General features: G+C 39.3%; 7 protein-coding genes. 1 reads left to right on the top strand and 6 read right to left on the bottom strand.

The window, feature by feature from the left end; all coding sequences use genetic code 11:
* Positions 1-124 precede the first annotated feature (124 nt).
* The gene (locus Q4D72_RS04055) at positions 125-724 is read left to right on the top strand and encodes a hypothetical protein (RefSeq protein WP_303076197.1); all 600 of its coding nucleotides are present in this window, start codon (positions 125-127) and stop codon (positions 722-724) included.
* Here the strand turns inward: Q4D72_RS04055 and Q4D72_RS04050 are convergent, their stop codons facing one another.
* From Q4D72_RS04050 to gldL, 6 genes are all read right to left on the bottom strand, one after another.
* Positions 725-895 (bottom strand): hypothetical protein, encoded by a 171-nt coding sequence (locus Q4D72_RS04050; protein WP_303076196.1) that lies wholly within the window; start codon positions 893-895, stop codon positions 725-727.
* Between the two features lie 88 nt (positions 896-983).
* A complete protein-coding gene (locus Q4D72_RS04045; RefSeq protein ID WP_303076194.1) occupies positions 984-1,922 on the bottom strand; it encodes a 2-hydroxyacid dehydrogenase in 939 nt (312 codons plus the stop codon).
* A gap of 15 nt (positions 1,923-1,937) precedes the next feature.
* A complete protein-coding gene (locus Q4D72_RS04040; RefSeq protein ID WP_303076191.1) occupies positions 1,938-2,987 on the bottom strand; it encodes an FAD-binding oxidoreductase in 1,050 nt (349 codons plus the stop codon).
* A 114-nt stretch (positions 2,988-3,101) separates the two neighbouring features.
* Entirely contained in the window at positions 3,102-4,004 is a 903-nt protein-coding gene (gldN, locus tag Q4D72_RS04035; protein ID WP_303076205.1) for a gliding motility protein GldN, read from the bottom strand.
* A gap of 10 nt (positions 4,005-4,014) precedes the next feature.
* The gene (gene gldM / locus Q4D72_RS04030) at positions 4,015-5,592 is read right to left on the bottom strand and encodes a gliding motility protein GldM (RefSeq protein ID WP_303076189.1); all 1,578 of its coding nucleotides are present in this window, start codon (positions 5,590-5,592) and stop codon (positions 4,015-4,017) included.
* Between the two features lie 37 nt (positions 5,593-5,629).
* Positions 5,630-6,295 (bottom strand): gliding motility protein GldL, encoded by a 666-nt coding sequence (gene gldL / locus Q4D72_RS04025; RefSeq protein WP_303076187.1) that lies wholly within the window; start codon positions 6,293-6,295, stop codon positions 5,630-5,632.
* Positions 6,296-6,329: the final 34 nt, after the last annotated feature.

The following is a 6,329-nucleotide window of genomic DNA, read 5'->3' as shown; positions in this document are numbered from 1 at the left end:
AAGAGCTTAAAAACGGCGGCGAATTAAGGTTTGTTATGGGGTCGGTAGCACCGACCGGCAATTAATTTGAAAAATGTAGGGGCGAAAGATTTTTCGCCCTTTTATCTTTAATTTACATAAACTTATGATTAAAAGAGGATTGGAATCAAAAGAGAGGTATGATTATCTTATCAAAGCAAGAAATTTTCATTACGAAAATTTTAATAAATGGATTTCTTATTTTTATATAGCCATCGGGGCTTTGTTTGTGGGATATTACACTATCTTACCCCACAAAGAAATGGATACCGAAAAAACCATCGTTCTTGTGCTAGGATACACAACTTCTCTTTTTTTATATTGGTCAAGTAAAGGATATTATTTTTGGAATATCAACTTCATTATGCTTATTAATGATTGTGAAGAAAACACTCTAAATTTAGACAACGAAGATAGGGTTTATTTTGTATTTGCGAACAAAAAAATTCAAAATAATTATCTAAAACCTCATACAGGAGCTAACATATCTACTTCAAAAATTGCAATATTCTTTTCATTTGTCATTACCTTGGCTTGGGGAGTTCTTTTAATGAAGGCTATCTATTCAGAACTGAACTTGTTTTGTAACTTGGTGTCAGTCGTGTTGGTTACTCTATTTTTAAGTTACATCGTACCTAAAAATTTCCTCAAAAGTAAAATAAGTCATTTTCCAGATTTAAAAATCAAACAACACAGAAAAAAATAATCAATCATAGCTGATAAAATCAGGAATCGGCTTGCGAATGCGCAACGTTGCGTTCTCGGAAGTAATCCGGACGGATGCACCCGCAACAACGGAAGGCACTATCCTCCTTCCGCAGTATCTTACCCAAGAAGGAAACCATCTCGGGATTAATCTAAACTTTGATGCACGCATCGGTTACAGATTCTGAAAATAAGTCAATTGCCTGAAATGGTTCAAGTTACATTAAACCATTTCAAGCAATTTAGTTTGATGCCTACCATTACGAAAATCTTGTAACAATCTTATCTACAATTACTTGCGCTAATTTTGTTTTGCTTTCGATAGTCCATCCGGCAATATGTGGCGTGAGCATCACGTTATCGGCTTGCAACAAATATTTAAAATCGTTGGGAAGGTTGTCATCAGAAAAGAAATCTTCAAACGACGATTTTTCGTATTCCAACACATCAAGCCCTGCACCTAATATTTTTCCGGATTGTAGTGCTTGAACTAAATCACTGGTAACCACACTTTTACCCCGAGCCGTATTGAGCAACCAAAACGGATTGGCAAAGCGATTGATAAAATCGGCGTTTACCATTTTCAGTGTAAGCGGAGTTTGTGGCGTGTGCAAACTGACGATTTCCGCTTTTTGGAAAAATTCGTCAAGCGACACCTGCCGTGCGTTTTTATCGCCCACATCAGGTTTGATGTCGTAACAAATCACTTGACAATCAAACCCTTGCAATTTCTTAGCAAAGGCTTTTCCCATATTTCCGTAACCAATAATGCCCACGGTTTTATAGTCGAGCTCCCAACCGCGATTTTCTTCACGCAACCACACTCCTTGCCTGATTTCGGTATCGGCTTTTTTGAATTTGTTGAGCAACGCCAGCAACATTCCCAACGTATGCTCGCCCACCGCATTTCGGTTTCCTTCGGGGGAAGCAATCAGCTCAATACCTTTGCTCTGAGCAAACTCACAATCAATATTTTCCAATCCCGCCCCCACACGCGCTATAAATTTGAGGTTTGTGGCTTTTTCGATGAACGATTTATCAATAGAAAAACGACTGCGCAACACAATGCCGTCATACAAATGGATTTTGCGCTCCACTTCCGCCTTGGTGCCGGTGTAATCTTCGTGATTTTCAAATCCGTTTTGTGCAAGTTGCTCAATTAGTAACGGATGATTTGTGTCTAAATGAAGTATTTTCATTCTTGTTCTTTTAAACTATTTATTATAATGTTGATATCGGCTGATATTCATCTCGTTATCAATTTCCGTATCGTTAAAAACCTTGTTGTAAAGCGCTGTTGCCGTAAATGGAGCATTCATCACGCCACGCGTACCTAATCCGTTGATAATCCAAACGTTGTTGTAATTAGGATGCTTCCCCACCAATGGGCGACGGTCTGAAACGGTCGGGCGAATGGCGGCTTCCTGCTCCACAATTTCGTATCGGCAGGTTATCAATTTGTTGAGTTTTTCGATTAATTCGCTGCGCGCTTCATCGGTAATGGTATCACTTAAATCATCCCACCGGTAAGTAGCCCCAATTTTGTAAAAATCATTACCCATCGGGAGCATTACGCCATCGCTTTTAACGATTTCTTTTAATTGCAAATCAGGCACATAAATCGTTAATGTTTCACCTTTGCAGGGTTTCATTGGCAGGTAATTGAAAAAAGGATTTTTCACAATTCCGTAACCTTCACAAAAAACAATGTTTTTAGCCGGTACGGATTTGTAGTGAATCGCTGTATCAGTAATTTGTAACTCACTGTAATCAAAGGTTTTTTGATGGAATACGCCCTCGTTTTTCCAGCGAGTAAGGCACGCATTGAGATAGGTTTTTACGTCCAGCCTGCCCGTTTGCCACACCTGTCCAAAACCAAATGGTGCCGGAAGGTGGTTTTTATCTACTGAAATAACATTCGGATTCAGATAAGCCGCAAGTGTGTTTTTATCAGAAGCACAAAACCAGTTGTTTTGCTCTTCCACCGAAGTGAATTTTCGTAAAACCGGAATGGGAATATTGATTTTTGCGTTGATTTTTTGCTCAATTTCGGCGTAAAAATGCGTTAAAAGTTGCATTTGCTCATCGGCTTTCCAAACAGGCGTAAAACGCTTTAAAACAACGGGATTGTAAACCCCTCCGGCAACCAAACTTGCAATTTGCGAGTTGTTACTGATAATGCAAAACGATTTACGATTCTTTTCCAGTAAGTTACAAAAAGTAACCCCCGCCAAACCCGCGCCTACAACGATAAAATCAAACATAAAAATCAGATTAATTTTCGCGCAAAAGTAATTTATATCTCGCAATAAAAAAACTGTTTTAAAAACAGAGTTGTTCTTAAAACAGTTTTATAAAGATATTTCTGTGAATTTAAATTAATTAGCCCACATATCTTGTTCTTTACTTCGGATTGATTCTTTGATTTTATCCGATTCCAAAAGTTGGAAAAGTGAGTTGTCTGGCAGATAGTCCTTAATCGGTCTGTCGCCGTAAACGTTGGCTTCCTTATAGATAACGGCACTGAACAATCGCGCGTTGAGCAAATGGTCAAATGACATTGGTTTGGCATTATTCTTACGGTTAAAGGTTTTTGCCTCGTGCAATACCTCGCGCGCTTGCGGGTAGAACACCCAGAACAATTCCACTAAGGCAGAACCCGTTGCGTCATCAGCATCAATGAAGTTCACATCGGGAGCTACGGGCGCAATTGCCAACAAACGATACTTTAATTCGCCTTGACGCTTATCAAAGTACCAAAGCCCTCTGATGCGATACTGAGCGATGTCAGCCGCTTCTAAATTTCGGCGTGTTACGTACTCCGGAGAAAGCGATTCTCCGGCATTGAGTTGGTCGTAACCTGCTGAAAGTGTGTCCACTTTTGACAGGGCTGCACTCAAATCATTGAATGTTCTTTTTTCCGTGAAGTACGAATCAACGTAAACATCCTTTAATTTTCCGTTTTTGATGTTTTTCAACAACACATCGTAAAGCGAACGACGATACGAATCCACATCAAGGGTGTCTGTCGGGAAAAGCAACGGGAAGTTCATTCTTTCGTTCAAATCAATTATTTCCCATACTTCAACAGACCAAAGAATGTCTCTGTCATCCACATATCCATAAGGCAGTGGTTTGTCGTTGTCAGCCTCAATTTGAGCTTCACTTTTTTCTCCAATTTCATTTACTTCTCTTGCGTTCAAGAGGTTAAACTGAGCCGAAGATTGCTGAAAAGCAAAAAGGGCAACAATACATAAACCGATACTTTTCCAATTAAACATAATCATATTTTTAGTTTGTTATCTCTACTGAAATAGGAGCAACTTTAGGCAAGTGATAACTTGAATTACCTACAATTTCGGCTGAAATGTCAAAGATTTGAATCACATCACCGCGTTTTGCTCTATTTAAAACAGATTTTGCTTGGTCGTTCATTCTACCTCCATTAACCTGAACACTTGGTTGTCCCGGAACAGAAACTTTGAATGATTTCACACGCACTTTCAAGTCAAAATCAAAATCTTCCATTGCAGCCTCAATAGGAACGACTGCCAAGTTTGCTTTTGGTAATTTAACATTACCGATTTCGCCCGCAATTTTTGCAACAGGGCGCGGTAAATTTTTAATTCGGAACTGACGTGAAGATGAGAATTTTTTCCCGTCAATTTCACCTGTTACGTTAATGGTAACCTCACGCCCTTGACCGGGTCGCATTACGTAATTTGTACCTGATTTTTTTGACAAACCGGCAGCACTTGCCGAAATTTTGTTATCAGGAACGCCCGGCATTGAAATGGTAATCGGGTTATCAACACCGCGGTACACCACATTCATTTTATCGGCTGAAATTACGGCAGCATTCGGTTTCGGGATAGTTGAAAACGATTGACTTACAGCTACTGCAATACGCTCACCATCTTGATCAAAATATAAATTTCCTTCAATTTTGTGCTCACCTGCATTACCTGCACCTACGTTCAACTTAACACGACCGTCTTCAATGGTGTAATCAGAAGGTGTAAGCGGACGCCCGTCTAACTTCAACTCAACTGAGTTAGGACGTGTAGTGGCATCTTTTCTACCTAAAACGATAGCCCCGTCAAACTTCTCACCTTGATAGTACGCACCTTTTGATTGTTCAAGCAAAGTGGTATAGTTGGTCATTGAAACTTGTTGTTTTAAAGCTCCTTCCAAAGCGGCGCTATAAAAATCTTGCTCAATGGTACGGATATCTGACTGCATCATTGAAAGTTTGGCAAGTGATGCAACGTATGGGAAGCCTTCAAAGTTGTAATTCAACCATTTTTGTGTGGTTCCGTCCGTTTTCTTTTCATCAGCGGTGCTAAACTCTCTGTTGATTTTGTCAATAACGGGTTTGTATCTCGGGTCGTCGCCCAAAATTTCTTTTATTGATTTTTTGTAGGTTTCAATAGCATCTACGAACTGCTGACCTTTTTCGGCATACCCTTCTCCTTTAAAGAAGATTCCGTCGGTATATTCTGATTTATCCAATTTTTGGTAATCAATTTTACCGGTAGCGGCATCTTTTGCCTCTTCAATGGTGGTGTTTAACCCGCCTTTGATTCCTTGAATATGGTCATAAAACACATCCGAAGCACTTTTAACGAGTTTTGCTTTATCGTAGTTATCTTGCCATAACGCTTTGTTTTCATCTAACTTTTCTTTCAAAGTTTGCATTGCGGCGTTGTTATCTTCGTTTGCTTTTCGGTTTGATGCTTCAAATTTTTCATTGACTAACCCGAATGCATTTAGCACCTCTTTACCCATATTCAATGCAAGCATTGCGATAAAGACCAAATACATAAGGTTAATCATCCTCTGTCTGGGACTTAATTTTCCTCCTGCCATAGTATTATTTTTTTAAATTGTTACTAAAAAAACTAAATTATTTACCCATAGCAGATAACATTCCTCCGTAAACTGTATTTAGCGATTTCAAGTTGTTTTTGAATGACAACATTTGCTCGTTCAATGAGTTTAAGTTATCAACCACGCCTGCTTGTGCAGTAACTTGATTTTCGGTTCTTTCTAATTGTAATTTGTAAAGACTGTTTAATGATTCTAAGTGAGTTGCTGCCAATGAAAGCTCTTCACCGTATTTGTGAGTTGCTGCCATTGAGTCTGCCACCGGAGCAATTTCTTTAGCTGCACCGGCAAAGTTTTCAATTGAACGTCCTAATGAACGCATTAGGTTAGCGTCTAATTTTGCTTCGGCTAAAATTCCGTCAAGTTTTTGTGAAAGCGACTCTTTCAAAATTTTGTCTTCTTTCTCTTGAACAGGAGCTGCTTTTGCAAAGTTTTGACGTGCAGCGCCTCCTGCCAATTCCGGATACACCAATGACCAGTCATATTCTTCTTCAACAGGCTCAAATGCTGCGATAAAAAAGATTATAGCCTCTGTAATTAGCCCCACTGCCAATAGAACGGTTCCGTTAAGCGGACCAAAGCTCCAGTGAGTTAATTTGAACAATGCACCCAAGATAACGACTGACGCCCCGATGCTGTAAACTGCGTTGAAGATTTTTTTTCTTCCTGTATTCCCTTTTGCCATAAGATAAAGTATTTAAATGTTGTTTTTAATATAT

It is taken from the genome of Capnocytophaga sp. (genome assembly GCF_030532915.1).
Taxonomy (GTDB): Bacteria; Bacteroidota; Bacteroidia; order Flavobacteriales; family Flavobacteriaceae; genus Capnocytophaga.
This window is presented reverse-complemented; position numbering and strand designations above follow the sequence as displayed.